Annotated in this window: 24 protein-coding genes and 2 tRNA genes; 16 read left to right on the forward strand and 10 right to left on the reverse strand. The window is 69.2% G+C overall.

Annotated elements, in window-relative coordinates; genetic code table 11:
• Positions 1-53: 53 nt before the first annotated feature.
• The 4 genes from OHA88_RS18280 (at position 54) to OHA88_RS18295 (ending at position 3,634) form a co-directional block, all read left to right on the forward strand.
• On the forward strand, positions 54-767 hold the full coding sequence (locus OHA88_RS18280; protein WP_267002049.1) for a M50 family metallopeptidase: 714 nt from the start codon (positions 54-56) through the stop codon (positions 765-767).
• A gap of 116 nt (positions 768-883) precedes the next feature.
• Positions 884-2,200, forward strand: a complete 1,317-nt coding sequence (gene aroA / locus OHA88_RS18285) for a 3-phosphoshikimate 1-carboxyvinyltransferase (RefSeq protein ID WP_326627401.1) — start codon at positions 884-886, stop codon at positions 2,198-2,200.
• Positions 2,201-2,203: 3 nt separating this feature from the next.
• Positions 2,204-3,220 (forward strand): ribosome small subunit-dependent GTPase A, encoded by a 1,017-nt coding sequence (rsgA, locus tag OHA88_RS18290; protein WP_328626307.1) that lies wholly within the window; start codon positions 2,204-2,206, stop codon positions 3,218-3,220.
• Between the two features lie 90 nt (positions 3,221-3,310).
• Positions 3,311-3,634: a DMT family transporter gene (locus OHA88_RS18295; RefSeq protein WP_030915586.1), complete on the forward strand. Its 324-nt coding sequence runs from the start codon at positions 3,311-3,313 to the stop codon at positions 3,632-3,634.
• 210 nt (positions 3,635-3,844) lie between these two features.
• On the opposite strand, the gene OHA88_RS18300 is transcribed toward OHA88_RS18295, so the two are convergent.
• The gene (locus OHA88_RS18300; protein WP_328626308.1) at positions 3,845-4,450 is read right to left on the reverse strand and encodes a TetR/AcrR family transcriptional regulator; all 606 of its coding nucleotides are present in this window, start codon (positions 4,448-4,450) and stop codon (positions 3,845-3,847) included.
• A gap of 120 nt (positions 4,451-4,570) precedes the next feature.
• Between OHA88_RS18300 and hisN the strand changes: the two genes are divergently transcribed.
• Positions 4,571-5,371 (forward strand): histidinol-phosphatase, encoded by an 801-nt coding sequence (gene hisN / locus OHA88_RS18305; RefSeq protein ID WP_326605688.1) that lies wholly within the window; start codon positions 4,571-4,573, stop codon positions 5,369-5,371.
• A 184-nt stretch (positions 5,372-5,555) separates the two neighbouring features.
• Here hisN and OHA88_RS18310 read toward each other — a convergent pair whose 3' ends face one another.
• A complete protein-coding gene (locus OHA88_RS18310) occupies positions 5,556-5,936 on the reverse strand; it encodes a site-specific integrase (protein ID WP_328626309.1) in 381 nt (126 codons plus the stop codon).
• Positions 5,937-5,948: 12 nt separating this feature from the next.
• On the opposite strand from OHA88_RS18310, the gene OHA88_RS18315 reads away from it, so the two are divergent.
• A complete protein-coding gene (locus OHA88_RS18315; RefSeq protein WP_328629724.1) occupies positions 5,949-6,497 on the forward strand; it encodes a GNAT family N-acetyltransferase in 549 nt (182 codons plus the stop codon).
• 144 nt (positions 6,498-6,641) lie between these two features.
• Here the strand turns inward: OHA88_RS18315 and OHA88_RS18320 are convergent, their stop codons facing one another.
• Positions 6,642-7,304, reverse strand: a complete 663-nt coding sequence (locus tag OHA88_RS18320; protein ID WP_328626310.1) for a hypothetical protein — start codon at positions 7,302-7,304, stop codon at positions 6,642-6,644.
• Between the two features lie 373 nt (positions 7,305-7,677).
• Here OHA88_RS18320 and OHA88_RS18325 point away from each other — a divergent pair, with 373 nt between their 5' ends.
• From OHA88_RS18325 to OHA88_RS18340, 4 genes are all read left to right on the forward strand, one after another.
• Complete coding sequence (locus OHA88_RS18325) at positions 7,678-8,001, forward strand: DUF6233 domain-containing protein (RefSeq protein ID WP_328626311.1); 324 nt, start codon at positions 7,678-7,680, stop codon at positions 7,999-8,001.
• Positions 8,002-8,153: 152 nt separating this feature from the next.
• On the forward strand, positions 8,154-8,510 hold the full coding sequence (locus OHA88_RS18330; protein WP_328626312.1) for a carboxymuconolactone decarboxylase family protein: 357 nt from the start codon (positions 8,154-8,156) through the stop codon (positions 8,508-8,510).
• A 117-nt stretch (positions 8,511-8,627) separates the two neighbouring features.
• The gene (locus tag OHA88_RS18335; RefSeq protein ID WP_328626313.1) at positions 8,628-9,041 is read left to right on the forward strand and encodes an SHOCT domain-containing protein; all 414 of its coding nucleotides are present in this window, start codon (positions 8,628-8,630) and stop codon (positions 9,039-9,041) included.
• Between the two features lie 219 nt (positions 9,042-9,260).
• Complete coding sequence (locus OHA88_RS18340; protein WP_328626314.1) at positions 9,261-10,604, forward strand: diacylglycerol/lipid kinase family protein; 1,344 nt, start codon at positions 9,261-9,263, stop codon at positions 10,602-10,604.
• A gap of 571 nt (positions 10,605-11,175) precedes the next feature.
• Here OHA88_RS18340 and OHA88_RS18345 read toward each other — a convergent pair.
• Entirely contained in the window at positions 11,176-11,598 is a 423-nt protein-coding gene (locus tag OHA88_RS18345; RefSeq protein ID WP_328626315.1) for a hypothetical protein, read from the reverse strand.
• Positions 11,599-12,067: 469 nt separating this feature from the next.
• On the opposite strand from OHA88_RS18345, the gene OHA88_RS18350 reads away from it, so the two are divergent.
• Positions 12,068-12,469, forward strand: a complete 402-nt coding sequence (locus tag OHA88_RS18350) for a CBS domain-containing protein (RefSeq protein ID WP_267002068.1) — start codon at positions 12,068-12,070, stop codon at positions 12,467-12,469.
• A 78-nt stretch (positions 12,470-12,547) separates the two neighbouring features.
• On the opposite strand, the gene OHA88_RS18355 is transcribed toward OHA88_RS18350, so the two are convergent.
• Complete coding sequence (locus OHA88_RS18355; RefSeq protein WP_328626316.1) at positions 12,548-13,999, reverse strand: catalase; 1,452 nt, start codon at positions 13,997-13,999, stop codon at positions 12,548-12,550.
• A gap of 164 nt (positions 14,000-14,163) precedes the next feature.
• Between OHA88_RS18355 and OHA88_RS18360 the strand changes: the two genes are divergently transcribed.
• The 4 genes from OHA88_RS18360 to OHA88_RS18375 all read left to right on the forward strand — a co-directional run bounded on the left by OHA88_RS18360 (position 14,164) and on the right by OHA88_RS18375 (position 17,798).
• Positions 14,164-14,583: a Fur family transcriptional regulator gene (locus OHA88_RS18360; protein ID WP_328626317.1), complete on the forward strand. Its 420-nt coding sequence runs from the start codon at positions 14,164-14,166 to the stop codon at positions 14,581-14,583.
• A gap of 334 nt (positions 14,584-14,917) precedes the next feature.
• Positions 14,918-15,739, forward strand: coding sequence for an ABC transporter ATP-binding protein (locus OHA88_RS18365; RefSeq protein ID WP_328626318.1), 822 nt, complete (start codon positions 14,918-14,920; stop codon positions 15,737-15,739).
• Positions 15,736-16,608, forward strand: a complete 873-nt coding sequence (locus OHA88_RS18370) for an ABC transporter permease (protein ID WP_328626319.1) — start codon at positions 15,736-15,738, stop codon at positions 16,606-16,608. The genes OHA88_RS18365 and OHA88_RS18370 overlap by 4 nt, the downstream gene beginning before the upstream one ends.
• 44 nt (positions 16,609-16,652) lie before the next feature.
• The gene (locus OHA88_RS18375) at positions 16,653-17,798 is read left to right on the forward strand and encodes an ABC transporter substrate-binding protein (RefSeq protein WP_328626320.1); all 1,146 of its coding nucleotides are present in this window, start codon (positions 16,653-16,655) and stop codon (positions 17,796-17,798) included.
• An 81-nt stretch (positions 17,799-17,879) separates the two neighbouring features.
• Here OHA88_RS18375 and OHA88_RS18380 read toward each other — a convergent pair.
• From OHA88_RS18380 to OHA88_RS18395, 4 genes are all read right to left on the reverse strand, one after another.
• A tRNA-Met gene (locus OHA88_RS18380) sits at positions 17,880-17,953 on the reverse strand.
• A gap of 123 nt (positions 17,954-18,076) precedes the next feature.
• Positions 18,077-20,086 carry a sel1 repeat family protein gene (locus OHA88_RS18385; RefSeq protein ID WP_443044247.1) on the reverse strand — a complete coding sequence of 670 codons (2,010 nt, stop codon included), beginning with the start codon at positions 20,084-20,086 and terminating at the stop codon, positions 18,077-18,079.
• A gap of 283 nt (positions 20,087-20,369) precedes the next feature.
• Positions 20,370-20,443: transfer RNA gene (locus tag OHA88_RS18390), tRNA-Met, on the reverse strand.
• Between the two features lie 64 nt (positions 20,444-20,507).
• The gene (locus OHA88_RS18395) at positions 20,508-23,381 is read right to left on the reverse strand and encodes a UPF0182 family membrane protein (protein WP_328629725.1); all 2,874 of its coding nucleotides are present in this window, start codon (positions 23,379-23,381) and stop codon (positions 20,508-20,510) included.
• A 127-nt stretch (positions 23,382-23,508) separates the two neighbouring features.
• Between OHA88_RS18395 and OHA88_RS18400 the strand changes: the two genes are divergently transcribed.
• Positions 23,509-24,078, forward strand: coding sequence for a PPA1309 family protein (locus OHA88_RS18400; protein WP_267002082.1), 570 nt, complete (start codon positions 23,509-23,511; stop codon positions 24,076-24,078).
• A 45-nt stretch (positions 24,079-24,123) separates the two neighbouring features.
• On the opposite strand, the gene OHA88_RS18405 is transcribed toward OHA88_RS18400, so the two are convergent.
• Positions 24,124-25,212: a YlbL family protein gene (locus tag OHA88_RS18405; protein WP_328626322.1), complete on the reverse strand. Its 1,089-nt coding sequence runs from the start codon at positions 25,210-25,212 to the stop codon at positions 24,124-24,126.
• Positions 25,213-25,281: the final 69 nt, after the last annotated feature.

Raw genomic sequence — 25,281 nt, forward strand, 5'->3', positions numbered from 1 at the left:
AAGTGCCAGACTGCCACGACCCACCGGCACGACCGCAAGGAGCCGCCCGCACCATGGACAGCACCGATCTGGGCGATCTGTGGGATCGCATATTCGGCACCCAGCCCGCACCCGAGCAGTGGCTGGTGGTCGTGACGGCCACGGTCGCACTCATCGCCGTCGTGCCGAACGTCCTGTGGCGGGTCTCCCGCAACACGATCACCATCGCGCACGAGGGCGGCCACGGGCTGATCGCTCTGGTCACCGGGCGCAGGCTGCAGGGCATCCGGCTGCACTCGGACACCAGCGGGCTGACCGTCAGCCGTGGCAGGCCCACCGGTATCGGCATGATCCTCACCGCGGCGGCGGGCTACACCGCGCCGCCGCTGCTGGGACTGGGCGGCGCCTGGCTGCTCAGCAGCGGCAGGATCACGCTGTTGCTGTGGGTGGCAACCGCGCTGCTCGCCGTGATGCTGGTGATGATCCGCAATGTGTACGGGGCGCTCACGGTGATCTTCACCGGCTCGGCCTTCCTGCTGGTGTCCTGGCTCGCCTCGCCCGACGTGCAGTCGCTCTTCGCATACACCGCGGTGTGGTTCCTGCTGCTCGGCGGTGTGCGTCCGGCGTTCGAGCTCCAGTCGAAGCGGCGCCACGGCGGCGCACCGGACTCGGACGCGGACCAGCTGTCCCGGCTCACGGATGTCCCGGCCGCACTGTGGCTCTTCCTCTTCCATGCGGTGTCGCTCTGCTCACTGATCGGCGGAGGCCGCTGGCTCCTCGGCCTGTGAGGAACGGCGGCACCGGCCCCGGGCTCGTTGCGGCCGGTACCACGGTTGTATTACGCCCCGGTTTCCGCCCGTTTGATCAAGATCCGGGTTTGCGGTGAGCCACTAAAGTGAGGGCCATGACCGAAAGTTCCGTGCACCCCGCCCTCTGGCCCGCCCCCCATGCGAGCGGAGCCGTCGACGCCACCGTCACCGTGCCCGGATCGAAATCGGTCACCAACCGGGCACTGGTCCTTGCCGCCCTCGCCGCCGAGCCGGGCTGGCTGCGCCGCCCGCTGCGCTCCCGCGACACCCTGCTGATGGCGCAGGCGCTGCGCGCGATGGGCGTCGGCATCGAGGAGGGTGTCGGCCCGGACGGCTCCGGGGAGGCGTGGCGGGTCATTCCGGCCGGGCTGCACGGCCCCACCACGATCGACGTCGGCAACGCCGGAACGGTCATGCGCTTCCTGCCGCCGGTCGCCACCCTCGCCGACGGGCCGATCCACTTCGACGGCGACGCGCGTTCGTACGAGCGGCCGCTGAACGGCGTGATCGACGCGCTGCGGGTGCTCGGCGCCAGGATCGACGACGACGGGCGCGGCTCGCTGCCGATGACCGTGCACGGCGGCGGTGCGCTGGACGGCGGCCCGGTGGCGATCGACGCGTCCTCGTCCTCCCAGTTCGTCTCGGCGCTGCTGCTGTCGGCGCCGCGTTTCAACCAGGGCGTGGAAGTGCGTCACACCGGCTCCCGGCTCCCGTCGATGCCGCACATCCGGATGACGGTCGACATGCTGCGGGTCGTCGGCGCCCAGGTCGACGAGCCGGAGACGGGCGGCGAGCCGAACGTCTGGCGGGTCTCCCCGTCGGCTCTGCTCGGCCGCGATCTGACGGTCGAGCCCGACCTCTCCAACGCGCAGCCGTTCCTGGCCGCGGCCCTGGTCACCGGTGGCCGGGTCACGATCCCCGACTGGCCGCTGCGCACCACCCAGCCCGGTGACGCGCTGCGCGAGATCTTCACCGCGATGGGCGGCAGCTGCGAGCTGACCGAACGCGGTCTGACGTTCACCGGTTCGGGCCGCATCCACGGCATCGACGTCGACCTCGGCGAGGTCGGGGAGCTCACCCCGGGCATCGCGGCGGTCGCGGCCCTCGCCGACTCCCCTTCCACCCTCAGCGGTGTCGCCCATCTGCGGCTGCACGAGACGGACCGGCTGGCCGCGCTCACCAAGGAGATCAACGAGCTCGGCGGCCGGGTGACCGAGACCGCCGACGGGCTGCACATCGAGCCGCGCCCGCTGCACGGCGGTACCTTCCATACGTATGACGACCACCGGATGGCCACCGCGGGGTCGATCATCGGCCTTGCAGTCCCCGGAGTGGAGATCGAGAACGTGGCGACAACCGCCAAGACCCTGCCGGACTTCCCGCTGATGTGGACCCGAATGCTCGGGGTCTGAGTCATGCGTCGCTACGGCAAGAACCCCGACGAGGACGACATCCGGTTCCGCCCCAACCCGAAGGGCAACCGGCCTCGTACGCATACCCGTCCGAAGCACGAGGACGCCGAGGACGGCATGGTCCTCACCGTCGACCGCGGCCGCCTCACCTGCCTCGTCGAAGGCCGTACGGTCATGGCGATGAAGGCGCGCGAGCTCGGTCGCAAGGCCGCGGTGGTGGGCGACACCGTCTCCCTCGTCGGCGATCTGTCCGGGGACAAGGACACCCTGGCCCGCATCGTCCGCATCGGTGAGCGCCGCTCGGTGCTGCGGCGGACGGCGGACGACGACGATCCGTACGAGCGGGTGGTCGTCGCCAACGCGGACCAGCTGGCGATCGTCACCGCGCTGGCCGATCCGGAACCCCGTCCGCGGATGATCGACCGCTGTCTGGTGGCGGCGTACGACGGCGGGCTCAGCCCGCTCCTGGTCCTCACCAAGTGCGACCTGGCGTCCCCGGACAAGCTCCTGGAGGCGTACACCCCGCTGGGCGTCCCCTACATCGTCACCAGCCGCCAGGAGTTGGAGAACGGCGACGCGGCGGACCGGGTGCGCGAGCAGCTGAACGACCGGGTCACCGCGTTCGTGGGGCACTCCGGCGTCGGCAAGACCACGCTGGTCAACGCCCTGGTACCGAAGGACCGGCGGCGTACGACGGGTGTCGTCAACGCGGTCACCGGCCGCGGCCGGCACACCACCACATCGGCCCTGGCGCTGCCTCTGCCGGACGGGCGGGGCTGGGTGGTCGACACCCCCGGTGTGCGCTCCTTCGGGCTGAACCACATCGACCCTTCGCGGGTCATCCACGCGTTCCCCGACCTGGAGCCCGGCACCGAGGACTGCCCTCGCGGCTGCACCCACGACGCCGTCCAACCGGAATGCGCTCTGGGTGCCTGGGTGGTGGCCGGACATGCCGACCCGGCCCGGCTGGACTCGCTGCACCGGCTGCTGGCCACCCGGGAACGACGCGAAGGCGACTGACCCAGGCACGTTTGCGATCAGCTGCTACCGGTAAGTGCATAATCGCACGCAGCGGGACAGAGCAGTCACCGACGTGGGAGGGCACCGACGATGGCGTGGCTGCTGGTTGTGGTCGCAGGGCTTCTGGAGACCGGCTTCGCCGTCTGTCTGAAACTGTCGCACGGCTTCACCCGGCTCTGGCCGACCATCGCCTTCTGCATCTTCGCGCTCGGCAGTTTCGGTCTGCTGACCCTGTCCCTGAAGAAGCTCGATGTGGGGCCCGCCTACGCCGTGTGGACGGGCATCGGCGCGGCGGGCACCGCGATCTACGGCATGGTCTTCCTCGACGATGTGGTCTCCACGCTCAAGCTGGTCTCGATCTCCCTGGTGATCCTGGGTGTGATCGGGCTCCAACTGTCGGGCTCGTCGCACTGAGCGGCAGGGGGCGTCCGGGGAAGTGACAGGCGGCGCTGTACCCGGCCGCCTCCCCGACCGGACCCCCCACGCCCCCAGCCGGGAGAGCAGGGCGCCACGGGTCCGCGCCCGTGCGGGAACGGAGAGCCGCCGGAGCGGACCTCCCGCAGCCACGTTCCTGGCCCACGCGGAAGCAGCCCCTGAATTGGCGCGCCGCCGGTGGCCCGCCCGTCACCCGGCGGGCCACCGCTCCACCACCTCGCGCACCAGCGGCGCGGCGTCCATGGGGACGGAGGACGCCGCAACCGCGTACGACAGTGCGAGGCGCAACGCGATCTCGCAGGTCACGGCCAGCGCCGGGTCGTGCGGCGGACGCCCCCCGTCCAGGGCGGCCACCGCGCGGTCGCGCACCAGGCCGAGCAGCTCGGCCGGGGTCGGCGGCCCGGCATCGGCCCGCCGCTGCGCCGGTACGGGCGAGAAGGGCGGCCCCGAGAGGCGGGCGGGGCGGGGTAACCGCTCTCCCCAGCAACCGGTGAGCAACGCCCTGACCAGGGTGTTCGTACGAGCGGCCCGGACCGTCCAGGCGGCGGTGGCGGCCAGTCTGTCCCCCGTGTCGCCGGGCGGTTCCAATGCCCGTTCGACACCGGCCAGGTAGCCGTCGGCAGCGCGCCGGACGAGAGCCCGGGCCAGGCCGTCCTTGCTGCCGAACTCGTTGTAGAGGGTCTGCCGGGAGACTCCCGCGGCGGACGCGACGTCGACCATCCGCACCGTCGCCCAGGGCAGGGTGCTGAGCGCCGAGAGGGCGGCGTCCAGCAATGCTTCTCGCGCTGCAGGCATCGTCGCCTCCCACGCCAGGGGTCTGCGGTTCAGAGTTGACGCGCTCCCCCGCACTGTCAAGAGCTCATGCACCCCCAGGGTCCTGTGGCTCTGTTCACCTGCGGTCGATACTGTGACGACATGCCCGACTACCACGATGATCTGCGCCTCGCCCATGTGCTGGCGGACGCCGCCGACGCGACGACGATGGACCGGTTCAAGGCTCTCGACCTCAAGGTCGAGACCAAGCCGGACATGACGCCGGTGAGCGAGGCCGACAAGGCCGCCGAGGAGCTGATCCGCGGTCACCTCCATCGGGCGCGCCCGCGCGACGCGATCCTCGGCGAGGAGTACGGGATCGAGGGCACCGGCCCGCGCCGCTGGGTCGTCGACCCGATCGACGGCACCAAGAACTACGTGCGCGGTGTGCCGGTCTGGGCGACGCTGATCTCGCTGATGGAGGCGGGCGAGAACGGCTTCCAGCCGGTGGTGGGCGTGGTGTCGGCCCCCGCGCTGGGGCGCCGCTGGTGGGCGGCGAAGGGCGCGGGGGCGTTCTCCGGCCGCAGCCTCACCTCCGCGACCCGGCTGCACGTCTCGAAGGTCGAGCGGATCTCGGACGCCTCGTTCGCGTACGCGTCGATGACCGGCTGGGAGGAGCAGGGCCGGCTCGACGGGTTCATGGACCTGACCCGGGCCTGCTGGCGTACGCGTGGGTACGGGGACTTCTGGCCGTACATGATGGTCGCCGAGGGTTCCGTGGACATCTGCGCGGAGCCGGAGCTGTCGCTCTGGGACATGGCGGCGAACGCGATCATCGTCCAGGAGGCGGGTGGCCGGTTCACCAGCCTGGACGGGGTGCCCGGTCCGGGCGGCGGGAACGCGGCTGCCTCGAACGGACTGCTCCACCACGAGCTGCTGGGATATCTGAACCAGCGGTACTGACGCAGCTTGTGGCTTGACCTGCGCACTTTCCCTTCCCTCACGCTCCCTGGGCCGTCGTGGGGCCGTCATCGCTCTTCGGGTCGTCCCCGAACGCGCGGTTGACGGCCTCTCGCGTGCGCCTCTCGCTGCTCGGCATCAAGTGCGTGTACGTCCGCAGTGTGAAGCCGGGATCATGGTGTTCCAGTTACTCCGACAGGGCCTTGATGCTCTCCCCCGCGTCCAGCAGCACGGACGCGTAGAAGTGCCTCAGCGCGTGCATGCCGTTCTCCCGCCCGCGCAGCACGCCGGCCCTGTCGAGAGCGGGACGCCGGGCAACCCGGTTGAAGGTCACGTGGTTCACCGCGCATCCCTCGATGTTGCGGAAGAGCACGGATGCGGTGACCGGAGGGCCGTCGACCGACCGCCATGGCAGAGACACACCCGTCGGGGGCTGCTGCGCGATGTGATGCTCAAGTGACCGCGCGACGCTCTCAGGCAACGGGACGGTGCGCGTCTTGCCGCCCTTGGGCAGCGCGAACACCTGCCGTCCGGCAATGAGCTTGACCTGTCGGTCAACGTGAACCACGCCCGCGGCGAAGTGGCTCTCCGGACAGAAGCCGAGGAATGGCTCAGCTCAAAGGGCACTGACCAATGGAGCGACCCCGAGACCGGGACCAAAGCGATCGCCAAGTGGCGGGCATCGATCGATGAGGGGCGTGCCTGGGTCGTCGTCGACTCCGGCAAGGTCCTGGGCACCGTGAGCAGAGGCCCCGTGGATCGGGACTTCTGGACAGATGAGGACCATCCCGAATCTGCCTTCCACCTCTACAAGCTCATCGTCGCTCGCCAAGCTGCCGGGCGGCACCTCGGGGCGCGCCTCGTGGACTGGGCATCAAGACTGGCCGCCATGGAAGGTCGCGATTGGGTGCGCATAGACACCTGGCGAACGAACGAGGGCCTTCACTCCTACTACGAGCGGCTGGGGTTCAGGCACGTGAGGACCGAGAGCCCGTCACATCGGCTCTCAGGGTGGCTCGCTCAACGGCCGGCTACCGCGCTCAGCCTCCCGGAGCTTCCACTGACCGTGGGCCCGCCTCGCGAGGACAGGTCGACGCCGATCCCGTCACGGCGTATCCCGATGGACTGACTTGGAGCGGAGCTCCAGGGCCTTGGGGCTGGAGCTTCCAGGACGGCTCAGCACGCGCCCTCTCGGAACAGATGGAGAGGGCGCGGCAGTTAGCCAGGCCCTCTCCGTCGTTGTCAGCCGCTGCGTACCACGGCGGTGCGGGGGTCAGTCGGCGAACGGATCGAGCCCGCGTACGTCTTTGGCCTGCACCACGTCGGAGGGGTCGGGCCGTTGTACCTTGACCGGTGCGTCGTAGTCGTCGATGTCGACCAGTACGGGGACGTCCCGGATTTCGAACTCGATGCGGCGGGGTGTCGGTGTTCCTGCCTTCGGCACCTGGACGACCACTTCGCCGTTCTCGTGCGTGTGGGTGAGCGACACGCGCCGCTCCCCTTTCTCCGTGCGGGGGCTGCCGAGTTCGGCGCTGGGCACCGAGGCAGGCACGTCCGCGTACGCCCGGTCCATCCTGCACAGGGACAGGGCGACGACTGTCTCGGTCAGCTTGGCGGCCGACGACTCCACGTACTTCCCGCGCGCCTTCGCGGCCGCTTCTTTAGCTGCGGCCACCGCCTCGGGCCCCATGTATCCCGCGGTCTCGATGGAGGCGTTCAGCCCTTTCTCGTCGTACGCCCACCAGGCGCGGTCACCGATGATGACGAACTCGGTGGTGGCGCCAAGGTTCTGGTAGCTGCCGGCGCAATTGCCCTGCCGGTCGACGTGTAGGTCGATACGGGTGTCCACCTCGTCCCTGATCTCTCCCTTGAGGCCAAAGGACCGGTACCCCTTGAACAGCGTCAGTGCCTCGGTCATTCGCTGCGCATCGCTCACGGACCGCACCGGGGACGGCTTGCCCTCCGTGGTCCCCCCGCCGGACCCCCCGCACCCAGCCAGTCCGCCCGCCGCCACCACGGTGCACAGCATTAGCGCGCACGCTCTCCGCGTCATCAATTGCAACGCCCTCCCCCACATGTCCCTGCTCGCCGTCGTGCGGCGAGCGGCTCAGCATCCCACCACGCCGTCAGCGGCCCGTCTCGGTGGGCGGACCGCGCCCCGCCCACCGATTGACCAAGACGAGCGCATTGCGTCCCGAGCCCCGGCCCGAGCGGTGGGGCCCGACCGCACCCACGGCACTGCAATCGAACTTGTGTCTTATCTGCCGCCCGATCTGTCTCGCCTCCGTACCCTGCGGACCTGGCACGCCATGTGGGTAGAGCGCATCGACGAGGCGATCGCGACGGTCGAGCAGCAGGAGAAGGAGCGGCAGCAGGGCAAGGTTCGTCGGCCACCCATCCCGGACTGGATCATTGAACTCAGCATCGGGGTCGGCGCCCGTCCCATCGAGGTTCACGTAGGCGGGTGCTACGCCGCCGGGAAGCGCCACCGCGCCATCACCCGCGAGCGGGCCTTCGCCGCCCTCGCCGACGGGATCCGGGCCTGCATCCACTGCCGGCCTGACACCGGAGTTGGGGGTGCTGTGAACAACTCGCCCACAGCGGCTCACCTTCGGTGTCAGCAAGCGCGGTAGAACTTTCCCTACTCCATCAAGATCTGCTCAGCCCAGCGGGCGTGCTTCCTCCGGGGCTCCTACCGTGGAGGAGTAGGCCGATGATGCGTCGGGGCTGCCGTGTGCAGCGGGGCGTGCATCGGCTCCGCACAGCACCGGAAGGTGGTTCGGAGATGACCAAGACCACAGACGCCCCGGTTCTCGAGACGCTCTCCGCCATGACAGTGGACTCGATCGAGCGTTGTGGGCTGGACGACAGCACACTCATTCTCACGCGCTTGGCAGCGCTCGCGGCCATGGACGCACCTACGATCTCCTACGTTGCGCATGTCGACCCGGCCATGAAGGCGGACTTGACGATCGAGCAAGTTCAGGACGTTCTCGTTGCCATCGCCCCGGTTGTGGGCACGGCACGCGTCATGTCGGCCGCAACTCACATCACCGAGGCACTCGGCATTGCCATCGCGGTAGCCGAGTCCGAAGCAGAAGCGATGGCCGAGGCCGGAGCCCATAACCGGAGCCAGTCCTGAGCGAATCCTCGCTCGCCAGGGCGAAGGAGCTGGACTGATCGTCGAGCGTGGCAATGCCGTCTGCGAGGCGATCGCCACTGATGTGGATCAGCGATGGCGCTGAAGAGGAGAACGCACATGACCGGCGAGATGAATTTGGCCTACGACTATCCGCTCCTGGGCGCATTCTGGACCTTGCTGTGGATCTTCCTGTGGGTGATGTGGATTTTCCTGCTCTTCAGGATTTTCTCGGACATTTTCCGTGACGACTCCCTCAACGGGTGGGCCAAGGCGGGGTGGTCCATCCTCGCGGTCGTGCTCCCCTTCCTCGGTGTGTTCGTGTACCTGATAGCGCGCGGCAAAGGCATGGGGGAGCGCGAATCGCATCACGCCCGAGCCCGGCAGCATGCGTTCGACAGCTACGTCCGCGAGGCCGCCGGCACCGCCAAGCCGAGTGCGGCCGAGGAACTTGCGAAGCTCTCGGAAATCAAGGCCAGGGGCGATCTCACGGACGAGGAGTTCCAGCGCGCCAAGGGAAAGATCCTGCACTGAAGCGCCGTTCGCGTGCGAATCGGCCTGTGGGCCGATCTGGCACGAGGGCTTCTGGTCGCCGGTGCTTCTCTGCACTTCACCCGAATGGCGGAGGGGTGCGGCGGTCGGGAGCCTTGCCGAGTCCTTGCGGTCGTCTATGCCCGCGGGAAGTGGGCTGACCCGGTACGCAGTGCTCGAGATTCCTGCTCCGGCAGCCGGCGGAGCGGCGGGAGGTGCCCCATGAGCAGGCGCGGGACCGCGCGTCTGGCCTTGGCGGCGGGCGCAGCGGCGCTTCTGGTGCTGGTGGTCTTCGGCGGGCTCGGAAGCCTCGTACTCATGGGGGTGGGGTGGGCAGGACTGGCGCTCACGGCAGTCGGCGTGTGGTGGATGCTCACCCACACCGGCTGGATCAGGGTGCTGGCCGCGCTACTGGTGGTCGCCGCGCCGCTCGGTGTCCTGCTTCTGTACGCGGCTGCCGGGCTGCTGTGGGTTGTGGTGGCCTCGCTCGGCCTCTGGGCGCTGGCCGTTTCCGCAGGCAGGGCCGCACTTGTCGAAGACACATCCCCGAGCATGACGGAGCGCTCCGTCAGCCGGGCAAAGCGACCATTCCTGATCATGAATCCGCTCTCTGGTGGCGGAAAGGTCGAGAGGTTCCACCTGGCGGAGCGAGCCAGAGCCCTCGGTGCCGAGGTCGTCGTGCTGGATCCGGCGCAGCCGCAGGATGTCGCCGAGCTGGCGTGGCGGGCCGTCCAGGGTGGAGCCGATCTGCTTGGCGTCGCGGGTGGTGACGGTACGCAGGCCTCGGTCGCCGGTGTGGCTGCAGAGCACGACATCCCCTTCATGGTGATCAGTGCTGGCACTCGTAACCACTTCGCCAAGGATCTGGGCCTGGACCGGCAGGATCCCTCCAGGTGTCTGGAGGCACTGACCGACGGCGTCGAACTGCGCATCGACCTCGGCTACCTTCATGCGGGAGTGCCTGTGGACCTGAGTGCGGGGCGCGTCTTCATCAACAACGCCTCGTTCGGCGTGTACGCGGAAGTCGTGCAGAGTCCCGCCTATCGCGAGGACAAGGCCCGCACGATCCTGGAGATGCTGCCGGATCTGCTGACACACCCCAGCGGCGCGCGGCTGAGTGTCCGTGCCGGTTCGCTGACTACGGATGGTCCCCAGGCCGTGCTGGTGAGCAACAACCCCTATGAGAGGGGCGACTCGGCCGGACTGGGGCGCCGGGTGCGACTGGACTCCGGCGAGCTGGGGGTGCTTTGCGTGAAAGTCGGTAACGCCGCCGAAGCGACAGAGTTCCTGCTGCGTGGCCGGCAGGGCCGCGGGCTGACCGCGGCCACCGCCCGACGAGAGGTCGTCGTCGACGCCGATGCTCCCGTCATTCCGGTCGGTGTCGATGGCGAGGCGCTGATGTTGCCCACTCCGGTGCACTGTCGCCTCGCGGCTGGCGCTCTGCGCGTGCGCGTGCCCCGGCACCGGCCCGGCGTGCCGCACGGTGCCCCGCCGATGGACTGGCGGCGGGTGCGGCGTCTGGCGCTGACGATGGGGCAGGTCGCGGCAGGACGTGGTGCCACCTGAGCGAGCGGCTGGTGTCGGCCCGGCGGACGTAGGGCGGTCATTATTCGCCGGATGGCAAAGGCGGGTTCGTCGTCGCGCTGGCTGCGCTCCAGAAACGAAACCGCGGACCTCAGAGCTCCCGCTCGCTCCAACATCTGTCCCCCTTACGCTGACTGCTCCGCGGGGCACCCACGGCACGCGGCGGTTGCGCGGGATCTCCCGTCTGCCCCGGCGGACTTACCTGGTGGTGGCGTCCACGCGCCGGTCTCAGTTGTGGTCTCGAAAGCCGACCGATCCGGAGCGGTCCGCCACCATCCGTGATGGTACGAATCGCCCCCCTGACCAGTTGTGCAGGCAACACGCCGGACGATGGCGGACGCTTGCGAACCGAGATCAGACAACTCGTAATGCGCGGATCGCCAGCCTCTCGTGTCTACTGTCGTTCCATCCGCGGTGGCCGAGGCCGACCAGCAACCACGGGCGCGTTCCTGACAGCAGCGGTTGGCGGCAACGTCACTGCGCGACTGCGGACCCTGGAGAGCCGTGGCGGCGTCCCGTGCCGGCGCGGGAGGGGAGCCCATTAGGGGTGGGTTCAGTCGGCCAATGTCTCGATCGTTGTAGCGACTGATCGCCGTTGCAGTCCGTCGGCAATGAACTCCATCTCGACCAGCGTGCCAACCAGGCCAGTCTCTTGGAGCGCGCTGGCCATCACACGTGCCCCGTCCATGGGCAGACGGAGTATCTCGCGCAGGACTCGCAAGACGGGGACGAGGCTCGACGCGTCGTCTGCGAGGCGAAGCTGTGCGGGCCCATGCTGTACCAGCAGGGCGTTCCTGATCTCTTCAGGAGTGGCTCCGCCCGTGTCTTGCTCGCACCACCTATTGGGACAGGCGGTGCATGCGCCTTCGGTGCCCCACCACAACTGCCCATGGTCGATGTATTGGCCAACGTCGAGTATCAGCACGCCACCGCAGTCGCCGCATCGCGCCGTGACCTTTACTCCTTGAGTGATCACCGGGCTCCTCGCCGTCGGGTACCAACAAGCGGATACTCCCGCGAGCCTGCCAGCCTGTCGACCTTGTTACCGCTGATCTGGCAGACCGGCAGCAGGGCAGAGGCGTCACGCTGCAAGCGCCGACTGGCTTGCTTGGCTTTCTTCCGGGCCGTCTGTGGGTCGTCCGAGGGAGGGGCCACCGATGACCGACAACGACCTATGACACCCACAACCACGCAGCTCTCCGGCATGTTGTGGAGCGATGCCACACCCCGCCGGAGGGGCGGTTCAATACCAGCGGTACTGATCCGGCGCCGCTACGAGGCGTACAGACCCCCGAGGGGCGCGCGGTCCACTTCCGTGCGCCCCTCGAATGATCTCCACGTACCCCTTGTTGGACTCCGCCAAGGATGCAACGCTGAGAGTCCCCCCACTTGTGAACTTGTGAATCGGCTCACGTGGTCGCTTCACGAAGGAGGTGGCTCCCTTCATGCTCGTCCGTGACGCCATGAGCACGATGGTCCTCACCATCGGCCCCACGCACACGCTCCGCCAGGCGGCTCAGCTGATGTCGGCCCGCCGCATCGGCGCAGCCGTCGTCCTCGACCGGGACACCAGCGGACTCGGCATCATCACCGAGCGCGACATCCTCAATGCGGTCGGCGCCGGCCAGAATCCCGACACCGAGACCGCATCCACCCACACCACCACCGATGTGGTCTTCGCCGCGCCCAGCTGGACCCTGGAGGAGGCCGCAGAGGCCATGACGCATGGCGGCTTCCGGCATCTGATCGTGTTGGACGACCACGGGCCCGTCGGTATCGTCTCGGTCCGCGACATCATCCGCTGCTGGGCGCCCACCAGGCGCCACCCGGTGGAACTGGTCGGCTGACCGGCCCTACGCACGTACGGCAGGTGGACCGGCCCCCTCGATGCAGAGAGGGGACCGGCCCACCGGCGGCCGTCCGTACTAGCCGCGAAGGGCTTGGACCGCGGCCTCCAGCCGCTTGCCGAAGTCGCCGTCCGCCTGGCGGAAGTTGTTGATCGCGCGCTCGGCGATGTCGTCGCGCGAGACCTTGGCGATGAACCCGGCGAGGTTGTCGATCAGCCGGACCTTCTCGTCCTCGGAGAAGAGCCGGTAGAGGTTCCCGGCCTGCACGAAGTCGTTGTCCTCGGCGTGACTCGGGGCCTCGTGGGTACCGGTCCCACCGGTGACGGTGGTGGGCTCCCACAGCGGACGGTCGGTCTGGACCGGACCACCGAAGCTGTTGGGCTCGTAGTTCTTCGCACCCTTGTGGCGGCCGTCGTACAGGTAGCCGTCCCGGCTGTTCGTCCGCGCCTCGGTGGCGTGCGGACGGTTCACGGGCAGGTGGTCGGCGTTGATCCCGACACGGTAGCGGTGGGCGTCACCGTAGGCGAAGAGGCGGCCCTGGAGCATCTTGTCCGGGGACGGGCCGATGCCCGGCACGAAGTGCGCGGGGCTGAAGATCGACTGCTCGGTCTCCGCGAAGATGTTCTCGGGGTTGCGGTTGAGCTCCAGCTTCCCGATCTCGATCGGCGGGTAGTCCTCGTGCGGCCACACCTTGGTGAGGTCGAACGGGTTGAAGCGGTAGGTGGCCGCCTCGGACGCGGGCATGATCTGGACCTGCACCGTCCAGGACGGGAAGTCACCGCGCTCGATCGCCTCGCGCAGATCGCGCTGGTGGCTGTCCGGGTCCTCGCCGGCGAGCTTGTTGGCCTCGGCCTGCGTGAGGTTCTTGATGCCCTGGTCGGTCTTGAAGTGGTACTTGACCCAGAAGACCTCGCCGACCTCGTTGTTCCACTGGTACGTGTGCGAGCCGTACCCGTTCATGTGGCGCAGCGTGGCGGGGATACCGCGGTCACCGAAGAGCCAGGTCACCTGGTGGGTGGACTCGGGCGACAGACCCCAGAAGTCCCAGACGTTGTCCGCCTCCTGCGAGCCGGTGTACGGATCGCGCTTCTGGGTGTGGATGAAGTCCGGGAACTTGATGGCGTCCTTGATGAAGAACACCGGGGTGTTGTTGCCGACGAGGTCGTAGTTGCCCTCTTCGGTGTAGAACTTCAGCGCGAAACCGCGGGGGTCGCGTACCGCGTCGGCGGAGCCGAGGTTGCCCGCGACGGTGGAGAAGCGCAGGAACGTCTCGGTCTGCTTGCCGACCTCGGAGAGGAACTTCGCACGCGTCCACTGCGAGACGTCGCGGGTCAGCGTGAAGGTGCCGTACGCACCGGCGCCGCGGGCGTGCACGATGCGCTCTGGAATGCGCTCACGGTTGAAGTGCGCGAGCTTCTCCAGCAGCAACTGGTCCTGCACCAGAACCGGACCACCGACGCCTGCGGTCTGACTGTTCTGATTGTCGGCGACCGGCGCGCCGGCCTCCGTGGAGAGCGGTCCCTGCGTCACGTGCGCCTCCTGCGTCGTTCCTGCACATCCGTCATGCCCTGATGTCCGCACAGCCTGTCCCTTGCTTATGGCCCGATCCTACAATGGACTATGTCCAAGTCAAGCTAGGGTCCAAAGTCACACCCGTTCGGAACCAGGGCGCACTCACTGTTAGGCTTGCTCTTATGAGTGACCTGTTGGAACGACTCCGCGGACGCGGCTGGCGCATGACCGCGCAGCGGCGTGTCGTGGCCGAGGTCCTCGACGGGGACCATGTGCACCTGACAGCCGACGAGGTCCACGCCCGGGCCGTCGCCAAGCTGCCGGAGATCTCCCGCGCCACCGTGTACAACACGCTCGGTGAGATGGTGACGCTCGGCGAGGTCATCGAGGTCTCCACCGATCACCGCGCGAAGCGGTACGACCCGAACGCACACCACCCCCACCAGCACCTGGTCTGCGCCCGGTGCGGCGCCATCCGTGACGTGCACCCGGCGGGCGACCCGCTGGCGGACCTGCCGGCGGACGAGCGGTTCGGCTTCACGGTCTCCGATGTCGAGGTGACGTACCGCGGCATCTGCCCGAACTGCGCCGCGACCGCCTGAGACGGGACGAAGGGCCCGGTGCGAGTGACACTCGCACCGGGCCCTTCCGCATTCCACCCGACCGGAACCGAGCCTGCGCGCCGTATCGCCGTTCGGTGCGGAACCACCTCGACGGGCACCCACAGGGCCTGCCGCAGGTGCGCGCCGACCGCGCGTTCAGCGGGGGCGGAGCGCCGACAGCCGGGCGAGCCGCTGCAGCCGCAGCCCCGGCGACGTCCGCACCCATCCACCCCGCGCACACCCCCTTCCCCAATCTGACGGACCGTCATATCGTCGGCGGCGATCGCGTCCGCCCAGCGGCGGATCCACACCTCGACTGCGCGAGGAGAGACCCGTGGGAGATCCGCACCCGACCCCACCGTCACCGACCCCAACGCCCACGCCCACCGCCCCCACGCTCCGGGCCCACGCGCTCACCCGCACGTTCGGGCGCGGCGCCAAGGCACTCACCGCCCTCGGCCCGGTCGATCTCGACATCGCGCCCGGCGAGTTCACCTGCATCGTCGGCCCCTCCGGCTGCGGCAAGTCCACCCTGCTGCGGATCGCCGCCGGGCTGCTCCGCCCCAGCGCAGGTGAGCTGTCCATCCGTACGGCATCGCCCCGCCCGGCCGCGATGATCTTCCAGGACTACGGCATCTACGACTGGAAGACCGTTCTCGCCAATGTCCGGTTCGGCCTCGACATCCAGCGCGTACCGCGCAAGGAGGCCGACGCCAGAGCGCGTGACTGGCTCGCCCGGATGGGGCTCTCCGAGTTCGCCGACGCCTATCCGGCCGCCCTCTCCGGAGGGATGCGGCAGCGCGTCGCGATCGCCCGCGCCCTCGCCGTCGAGCCCGAAATCCTGCTGATGGACGAGCCGTTCGCGGCGCTCGACGCCCAGCTGCGGACGATCCTCCAGGACGAGCTGCTCGACCTCACCCAGACCACCCGTACCACCACGCTCTTCATCACCCACAGCCTGGAAGAGGCGATCGTGCTCGGCGACCGGGTACTGGTGATGTCCGCCAGGCCGGGCCGGATCATTGCCGAACACCGGCCGCCGTTCGCCCGGCCGCGAACCGGCCACGTCCGTTCGACACCCGAATTCACCGCGCTGAAGAGCGAGTTGTGGGAGCTGCTGCGCGGCGAGGTCCGCCGAGAGGTGATCCCGGCATGAGCACCGCCGTGAAAGACGCGCCTCGGGAGGGTGGAACCGTCCTGGTCCGCAGGCCGGGCCCGCAGGAGCTGCATCCCGTACGCACCCATCGCAGGCGCCGCACCCTGGAGCTGGCGCTCGCCGTCGCCGTGCCGCTGGTCCTCGTCCTGCTCTGGCAGCTGGCCGCCGCCCGGTCCTGGATCGACGACCGCGTCTACCCTGCCCCGTCCACCATCCTTGCCGACGGCTGGGACCGGGCGGCCGACGGCGATCTGTGGCCGGATGTGTGGGCCACGCTCAAGCGCGTTCTCGGCGGCTATGCGATCGGTACCGCCGCCGGATACGCGCTCGGCCTGCTGATGGGCTCGCTCTCGCTCGTACGCGCGGCGCTGGAGCCGTTGCTCGACGCCCTGTACGTCGTACCGAAGCTGGCCCTGCTGCCGGTCTTCCTCAATATGTTCGGCCTCGGCGAAGGGCCGCAGATCGCTCTGGTCGCCGCCACGGTCTTCTTCTTCGTCTGGATCTCCACCATGGCGGCAGTCCTCGCCGTCCCGGTCGGTCACCGCGACGCCGGCCAGGTCTTCGGAGCCTCGCCCTGGCAGATGTTCCGGCATGTACTGCTGCCCGCCTCACTGCCCGCGGTGCTGGTCGGCGCACGGATCGCGGCGGGGGTGGCCGTCCTGGTCATCGTGGCGTCCGAGCAGATCGCGGCGGCCGACGGCCTCGGCCATCTGATCTTCGACTCCCGGGCGCTGTTCCAGAACGACGTGATGTTCGTCGGCATCGTCTGCGTGGCGGTGCTCGGCGTCGTCTTCTCCGAAATGGTGCGGATCGCCGGACGGCTGCTCACCCCGTGGGCCCCGCGCGACCGCGGCCGCAGCCAGTCGTGAACGGCACCCCACCTGCTCCACCGAGTTCTTCGTACGGAGGCACTGTGCGCACACGTACCCCTCTCACCTGCACCGTCGCGCTCGTCGCGGCATCGCTGCTCGCCGCGGCGGGCTGCGCCAAGAACGAATCCGGCAGCGGCGGCGCAGACGCCGCGCCGCGCACCGTCAAGCCCGTCGCCGGCTGCGGCGCGGGCAGCTGGACCGACCCGGCCGATCTGGCGGCCGACCGCAAGCCGGCCCGCTGCGACAAGGGCGCGCCCGCCCCTCAACCGCTGGCGAATAAGCGGAAGGTCACCGTCGCCACCGGCACACTCAGTGCTGAGTACGTCGCTCCGCTCCAGGTAGCCGTGGCGAAGGGCGAGTTCGCCAAGGAGGGCCTGGACGTCGAACTGAAGGTGCTTCCCACCCCGGACGCCCTGCCGCTGCTCGCCAAGGGCGATGTCGACGCCCAGTGGGCAGCCCCCGAGGCAGCCGTGATGAACGGCATCAACGGCGGCTTCGACATCAAGTGGGTGGCAGGGAACTTCTCCCCCGATCCCACCTCCAAGAGCGGCCTCTGGGTGCGCCTCAAGAAGGGCGAGAGCGCCGGACACGTCGACATGGCGGGCCGGAGGATGGGGACGATGATCGGCAAGGGCTCGGTCATCGCGTACCCGATGGACACCTCGCTGAAGAAGCACGGCGGCGGCCTCGACAAGATCAGTTTCCAGCAGCTCGGCTCCGCGGACGTACTGACCGCCCTGCAGAACGGCGGAGTGGACTCCGCCTGGCTGCTCGACCCGGTCTGGCGCAAGGTGGACGGCGACAAGCGGTACGCGTTCCTGGGCGGCCAGCCGGTCGGCGAGCCGCTCGGCGGCCTGCTCTTCGGCCCGACGCTGCTGACCGAGGACCCGGACGCGGGTGTCGCCTTTCTCCGCGCCTACATCCGGACGGTGAACACCTACTTCGCCGGGGCCTACAAGTCCGATCCCGCGTTCGTGACCGAGCTGGCGAAGCTGATGAAGATCGACGAGGCTACGCTGCGGTCGACGCCGTCCATGCGGATGGACTGGGAGATCCGGAAGGGCACGACGGACCGGCTGCAGCAGGCGTACAGCGACGCGGGCGTCTCGGAGGGCAAGCCGCCGGTACCGGAGGAGAAGGCCGTCGACCGGGCGATGTACGGGGAGGCGGTGGGCCACAGTCTCTGACGCGGCGCCCGTACGGCATGCAGAGGAAGCGGCATGCACAGAAGGCCGGATCCTCGAAAGGATCCGGCCTCCTGTCTTCAGTAGCGGGGACAGGATTTGAACCTGCGACCTCTGGGTTATGAGCCCAGCGAGCTACCGAGCTGCTCCACCCCGCGTCGTGAACACAACATTACGTGACGCCCTGGACCAGCGCAAATCCGTTTCAGCCGACTGTGAGAAGCGCGGTGTCGCGGGGCACCGACGCCCCTGTGACGCCCGTGTCGCACCCCCGCACACCGCTACGCGGTCAGCTCCTGGTGCAGCGCCTCACGGAGCCTGGCGGCCCGCTCCGCGACCTCCGCCGGTCCCAGCTCGACCGCACGCGCGCACCAGCGCTGCCCCTCGGTGAGCTCGCCGCGGCGGGCAGCGAGCAGGGCCAGCCGCAGCGCGGCCCTGCCGTGGCCGTCGTTGGCGGCGCGGCTCCACCACAGGGCGGCCTCGCGCTCGCTGCCCTCGCGGGCGAGGAGCAGCCCCAGATTGAAGGCACCGTTGCGGCTGCCCGACTCGGCGGCCTCGCGGTACCAGCGCGCGGCGCTCTCCAGATCACCGCGGGCGGCGGCGAGCATGCCGACGCGCACCTGGGCGCGGCGGTGCCCCTGCTCGGCGGCCCGCTCGTACCAGGCCTCGCACTCGGTCTTCTCCGGCATCGGCTCACCGAGCCCGGGCGGTCCCGGTGGCGGCTGGCGCGAGTCCAGCACCCCGGCCAGCCGGAAGGCCGCCTCGGCGCTGCCGCCACCCGCGGCGCAGCGCAGATGGCGCTCGGCCTCCTGCTCCTCGCCGTGGTGCAGCAGGGCCATGCCGACCTGCAGCGCGGCCTCGGTGTGCCCGGCGGCCGCGGCCCTCTCGTACCAGGTCAGAGCTGCCCGGTCCTCGTCGCGCCCGGCGTGCAGAATGCCGAGGTTGAAGGCGGCGTCGACGCTGCCCGCCTCGGCGGCCTTGGAGAACCAGGGCTGCGCGCCGGTCGCGTCGCCAGCCTGGAGCAGCAGCACGGCCAGCGCGTTGGCGGCCTCGCGGTGACCGGCGTAGGCGGCACGGCGGTACCACTGCTCGGCCTGCGGTGTACGGTCCTGGGCGGCGCAGAGCAGCCCCAGGTTGTACGCGCCGTTGACGTCGCCCGCGTCCATGGCGGCGCGGTACCAGCGCTCGGCGGTCTGCTGCTCGCCGCGGGCGGCGTGCAGGGCGCCCAGAGCGTTGGCCGCGTTGCCGTCGCCCTCCTGGGCGGCGCGCAGCCACCACACGGCCGCGCTCTCCTCGTCGCCCGCGTCGCGCAGCAGGAAGCCGAGCGCGCAGGCCGCCCGGGCCTCGCCGCCCTTGGCGGAGGTGAGGTACCAGCGGCCGGCCTCCTTGAGCTCGCCGCGCTGTTCCAAGATGGCGCCGAGATGCAGGGCGGCGCGGCGGTGACCGCGCGCGGCGGCCTGCCGGTACCACTGCTCGGCCTCACCGATGCGCCCGGCGGCAGGACCCGCCACGGGTCCGTCGTCCTTGCGCCCGCCCGCACGGCCCTCCTTGCGCGCACCGGTTCCGGTTCCGGTGCCGTCGGCGGCGCCACTGCGCGCAGGCAGGCCCGCCCCCAGCCCGGCGTCCGCCCCCGGGCGGCCGAACGCGTCGTGCGGGTCGTCGGCAGCCTTGCTCTCCAGGGTGCGTGCCAGGCGGTACGCGGCCTCTCGGTGCCCCTGCTCGGCGGCAGCGCGCAGCCAGCGCTCGGCGCCGACGTCGCTGCGGTGTTCCAGCAGGTCGGCGAGGGCGTACGCGCCCAGCGCATGGCCCTGCTCGGCGGACTGGCGCAGCCAGTACTCGGCGCCCGGCTCGTCGCCACGCTCGCGGTAGTGGCGGCCCAGCGCGTGGGCCGCGGCGGCGGAACCGGCGACGGCGGCGATACGCCACCAGCCGGCCGCCTCGTCGGCGTAGCCGCGCTGGTGCAGGAGGACGCCCAGGTTGTTGGCGGCAGCCCGGTCGCCGTCGGCGGTGGCCGCACGCAGATAGGGCTCGGCGCCGTTCAGATCGCCTCGGCGCAGCAGCAGCGCACCGAGGACGCTCATCGATGCGGTGTCTCCGGCGTCGGCGGCACGACGGTGCCGCGCCTCGCTCTCGGCGGTCTCCGTGCTCTCGGTGTTCTCGATGCCCTGAGTGCTCTCGGCGCTGTGGGACGGCTCCGCGCCCCCGGCGGTCCCACCGTCCTCGCAGGCCTGGACGGCCTCGGCGTCATCCGCGGCATGGGCGGCAAAAGCCGCATCTACCGTGTTTCCCATCTCATGGACGCGCCGCTGCACAAACCGCCCTGTCTCCAACAGAGTTGCCCTGTCCCCCATAAATACCATCGTCCCACCACCTGCAACCCGCGTACACCTGGTATCTCGCGGCCAGTGAGGTCACTTCAGCGTTTTGTCGACATGCCCACAGAGAGATAAGTCAAACACGTTCGGAGCCAACTCGTGCCCCGCGAACCGCACTTCAGGCCCTTTGTGCGAGAAAGTCTCCGCAACACGACGAAGGTCCGGATCCTCGAAAGGATCCGGACCTTCATCTTTTCAGTAGCGGGGACAGGATTTGAACCTGCGACCTCTGGGTTATGAGCCCAGCGAGCTACCGAGCTGCTCCACCCCGCGTCGTTGTGTTCAAACCGTACCACGATGCGAGGGTGGTGCTTTACCCGTTACTACCGGCCGCCGTTCAGCTGCGCTTCTCCGTCTTGGGCTGGGCCGCAGCCGCACGCCGCAGCGCGTCCTCCAGATCCGCCTGGGCCTTGCCGTAGGCGGTCCAGTCCTGCTTCTTCAGGGCTGCCTCGCCTTCGGTGTAGGCCTTCTGCGCATCCGCGATCGCCTGCTTCAGTGCGGCGTCACCGGTGGCCGGTGGCTTCGTGCCCGGTGGCCGGGTGGTCTCCGCCGGCGGCTGGCTGGTGCCGGTTTCCTCCACTCCGAAGACCGCGTTGAGTGCCTCCCCGAGGCTGTTCTCGAAGACGGTCTTCGAACCGTACGAGGCGGCGACCTTGCGCAGCAGCGGATAGTTCTGCGTGCCACCGCGCGTGTACACCGGCTCGACGTACAGGAAGCCGCCGTCGAGCGGCACGGTCAGCAGGTTGCCGTACTCGATGTCGGAATCGGTGCCCTTGAGGTTCCTCACGAACTCGGCGACATCGTCGTTGCCGTTGAGCTCGCTCTGTACCTGGCCGGGTCCCTTCACCGTCGTGGTGACTCTCAACAGCCTTATCGTGCCGTAGTCCTTGCTGGCCGCATCCGCGTCCACCGCCATGAACGCCCCGAGGTCGGGCCGCCCCTTCGGAGTGAAGGTGGTGGTCAGCGAGAACTTCTGGGCCGTCTGGTCGGGCATCTTTATGCTCAGGTAGTACGGCGGGACGGCGCCGGACTCCTTGTTGGTCGGGTCGTCCGGGACCTGCCACGCGTCACTGCCGCTGTAGAACTGTGCGGGGTTGGTGACGTGGTAGCGGGTGAGCAGCTCGCGCTGCACCTTGAACAGGTCCTGCGGGTACCGCAGGTGGTCCATCAGGTCCTTGGGGATGTCGGCCCGCGGCTCCACCGTCCCCGGGAACGCCTTGCGCCAGGTCTTGAGGACCGGGTCCTTGGTGTCCCACTCGTACAGCCTGACCTTGCCGTCGTACGCGTCGACGGTGGCCTTCACCGAGTTGCGGATGTAGTTGACCTGGTTCTGCTGGGCGACGACCGCACGCTGGTTGGTGGTGAGCGAGTCGGCCGTGGTGTCACCGAGCGTCGTACGCGAGGCGTACGGGTACCCGTTGGTGGTGGTGTACGCGTCGACGACCCACTGGATGCGGTGGTTCACCACGGCCGGATAGGCGTCGCCGTCGATGGTCAGCCATGGGGCGACCGCTTCGACTCGCTCCTTGGGCGTGCGGTTGTAGAGAATCCGCGAGCCGTTGCCGATGGCCCCCGAGTAGAGGATCTGCGGCTCACTGAACGACACCGCGTACGCGGCGCGGTTGAAGGCGCTGCCGAGACTGACCCCGCTGTTGCCCTCGTAGCTGGTGGTCTTCTCGCCGTCCTCCTCGTAGTCGAGCTCCTTCTGGGGCCCGCCGACGATGGAGTACTGCTCGGTCTTCTCGCCGTAGTAGATCTGCTGCTCGTACGAGCCGAGCTGGCCGGTGGTCGGCAGACCGGACTCGGTGAAGTCCGGGGAGCCCTTCGGGTTCGTGCCCGTCGTGGTGCCCCGGGCGGCGATGGCGCCGTAGCCGTGGGTGTACGTGAAGTGGTCGTTGATCCAGTTGCGCTTGGGGATGCCCTCCAGATTGAGCTCGCGCAGACCGATGACCGTGTCCTGGTCCTTGCCGGCGGCGTCCTTGTAGCGGTCGACGTCCAGCGTCTTGGGGAACTGGTAGTAGTTCCTCTTCTGCTGGAGCTGCTGGAAGGCCGGGGAGACGACGTTGGGGTCCATCACCCGGTAGCTCGCCGCTTCGTCCGCACTGGCACGGAGCTTCGCGTCGTCGGTCGTGGTGCTCTTGCCCGTGTAGTCGTCCACCTGGGCGTCATCGATGTCGTACGCGTCACGCGTCGCCTCGATGTTCTTCCGGATGAACGGGGCTTCCTTGGCCTGCTCGTTCGGCTGGACCTGGAACTTCTGCACGATCGCCGGGTACAGCCCGCCGATCAGGATCGCGGAGAGCACCATCAGGCCGAAACCGATCACCGGGAGCTGCCAGGTGCGGCGCCACAGCGTCGCGAAGAACAGCACGGCGCAGATCGCGGCGATGCAGAACAGGATCGTCTTCGCCGGCAGGTAGGCGTTGGCATCGACGTAGCGCAGGCCCGTCCAGTTGTCCGTCGCCTTGAAGTCACTGGACTTCACGGCGAGGCCGTACCGGTCGAGCCAGTAGGCCACGGCCTTCAGCGAGACGAAGACGCCGAGCAGCACCGACAGGTGGCCGGTGGCCGCGCCGGTCGCCCGCGCGCCGGGGCTGGTGATGCGGAGCCCGCCGTACAGGTAGTGGGTCAGGGCGGCGGCGATCAGCGAGAGCACCGTGGCCGCGAAGCCGAAGCCCAGCAGGAAGCGGTACCACGGCAGGTCGAAGGCGTAGAAGGACACGTCCAGGTGGAACTGGGGGTCCTTCTGCCCGAACGACACGCCGTTCACGTACATCAGCCACGTACGCCACTGGCCCGAGGCGGACGCTCCGGCGATCAGCCCGACGAGCGCGGTGATCGCGAGCAGCACCCACCTCTTGTACGGGGCCACACTCATCCGGTAGCGGTCCAGGCTCTGCTGCTCCATCGACATCGCGCTCAGCGGCGGCCGGAGCCGGTGCGCGAGCCAGATGTTCACGCCGACGGCGATCGCCATCAGCAGTCCGAAGACGAGGAACAGCCCGATCTTGGTCCACAGGGTGGTGGCGAAGACGGACGAATACGCGACCGACCGGTACCAGAGCCAGTCCGTCCAGAACCCGGCGAACATGACGAACACCATGGCGAGAATCGCCAGGACGCCCAGTGTCATGAGCAGGGTACGGGCGCGCCGGGACGGGCGGCCGACTCTGATCCGTGGCCCGGTCGGGCCCCCGCCGCGGTCCGGCATCTGGAAAGCCAACGTGCGCCCCTCGAAGTTCGCGGTCGTGTGAAGCAGGCCCAGCGATCGTAGAGCCCACCTATGCAACTTACTGAGGCTTTACCTAGTTCCCGTTCCCGGGGCGGAAGGAGGGAGGATGTTGAGCATGTCCAACGTTTCCCCCTCAGGCCCCCCGATGGCCGCGAGCCCCCTCACTGTCGCCGTGCTCGAGATCGACGAGTACGCCTCCGGCCTCGGCTGGGACCAGCCGGCCCGGCTCTTCGCGCTCGTCGACACCGCCAAGCTGCGGGTCCAGGAGCCCGGCCTCGCCGCCCAGCTCGGTCTCGACAGCTCCGATTCGACCACCGCCGCACTCACCCCCATCGAGCAGGAGGAGCTTCCCCCCGGAAAGGCGCTGGACGAGTTCCTCGCCACGATCGCCTGGCCCGACGCGGTCGCCGGCTGCGCCATGACGGTGGAGCGCCTGATGCTGCCGCCGTCCGCCGAGTCCTCCGTACCGGAGGGGCTCAGTGACGCCCAGCTGACCAAGTGGGTCGCCAAGCACCCCGACCGGCAGGAGGTGCGGATGACCGTGGCCGTCCTGCGCAACGGTGCGCGGGAGTCGGCCGTACGGCTCCGGGAGAAGGACTCCCCGACCGAGGTGCTGACCGGCGCCGGCCTGGTGCCGGGGCTGGCCGAGGCGCTGGCCGCCACGTTCGAGTCCTGACCGCAGCGGGCGGTACCGCCCGCTCCCCCGCCAGGGGCGGCGCGGTCAGCCTGCCGAGCAGCTCGGCAGGCCGGCCGTGTCGCCCACGCGGATCTTCTCCAGCGACTTCTTCGCGTCGTCGATCGTCTTCACCTTGACCAGGGTGAGCCCGCTGGGGGTGTCGGAGGCGGCGGCCTTGCAGTTGTCGCCCGGCGTCAGGAAGTACCTGGCGCCCGCGTCGCGCGCGCCGACCAGCTTCATGTTGATGCCGCCGATCGGGCCGACCTTGCCCTGGTCGTCGATGGTGCCGGTGCCCGCGATGAACTTGCCGCCGGTCAGCTGACCGGGCGTGAGCTTGTCGACGATGCCGAGGGAGAACATCAGGCCCGCGCTCGGGCCGCCGACATCGGCGAGCTTGATGTCGATCTCGAACGGGAACGTGTGGTCCGTCCCGGCCTGGATTCCGACGATCGCCCGGTTCTCCTTGGGTGCCTTCTTCGTCTTGATGGTGATCTTCTCGGTGCCCTCGGGCTGCTTGCCGGCCTTCTCGGCCGCTGCCGCCGTCTTGGCCGGGATCACCGTGAAGGTGACGTTCTCCCCCGGCTTGTGCTTGGTGACGAGCTTCGCGACGTCCTCGGGCTGCTTGACCGCCGTACCGTCGACCGCCTTGATCACATCACCGGCGTGCAGCTTGCCCTGCGCGGGGCTGTCCTTGATCACCGTGGAGACCACGACGCGCGACGTCACCGGGATGCCCAGTTCGGTCAGGGCGGCGACCTTGGCGCTCTCCTGGGACTGGCTGAACTCCTCGGCGTTCTCCTGCGTCGACTGCTCCTCGGTCTGGCCACCCGGGTACAGCGTGTCGTGCGGAACGACCACGCCGTCGTGGGCCAGCCAGCCGTAGACGGCCTCGACGAGGTTCATGTTGTAGTCGGCGCCGGTGACCCTGACCGTCGTCATGTTGAGATTGCCGGACGTCTTGTACGTCGGATGCCCGGAGATCTGCAGGACCGGCTCGCCGTCGACCTTGCCGAGCGTGTTCACGGTCGGCCCGGGAGACATCTCCGAATACGGCACTGGGATCAGCACGCCTGCGCAGAGCAGCGCGATGAGGATCAGCGTGGAGGCGAGCATCGTCGCGGTGCGGCGTGGCATGGAACGACAGTACGGGAAGGGTCTCTCAGTGCACCGCCGGGGCCGGTCCGTACGGGGCGGAGGGCCGGG

The sequence above is a fragment of the Streptomyces sp. NBC_00353 genome, from assembly GCF_036108815.1.
Taxonomy (GTDB): Bacteria; Actinomycetota; Actinomycetes; order Streptomycetales; family Streptomycetaceae; genus Streptomyces.